The 278-nt window shown below is 69.4% G+C and carries 1 protein-coding gene; it reads left to right on the forward strand.

Annotated elements, in window-relative coordinates; all coding sequences use genetic code 11:
• The coding region (locus ACLJNW_RS24710; RefSeq protein ID WP_410961289.1) for a DUF4398 domain-containing protein at positions 1-278 on the forward strand (278 nt) is incomplete at both ends.

Genomic DNA, 278 nt, shown 5'->3' on the forward strand with positions numbered 1-278 from the left:
GCCTGGTCCTGGCCGGCTGCGCCGGCAACCCGCCGACCGAGCAGTTCGCCGTGACCGAATCCGCGGTGAATAACGCGGTGAGCGCCGGCGGCCCGGACTATGCCCCGGTCGAGATGAAGTCCGCTCAGGACAAGCTGAGCCAGGCGCGCATCGCCATGAACGACAAGGAATACGACCAGGCCAAGCGCCTGGCGCAGCAGGCCGAGTGGGACGCCCGGGTCGCCGAGCGCAAGACCCAGGCCGCCAAGGCGCAGAAAGCCGTGAAGGATGCCCAGCAG

The organism is Salmonella sp. SAL4457 (assembly GCF_046548235.1).
Classification (GTDB): Bacteria; Pseudomonadota; Gammaproteobacteria; order Enterobacterales; family Enterobacteriaceae; genus Salmonella; species Salmonella enterica.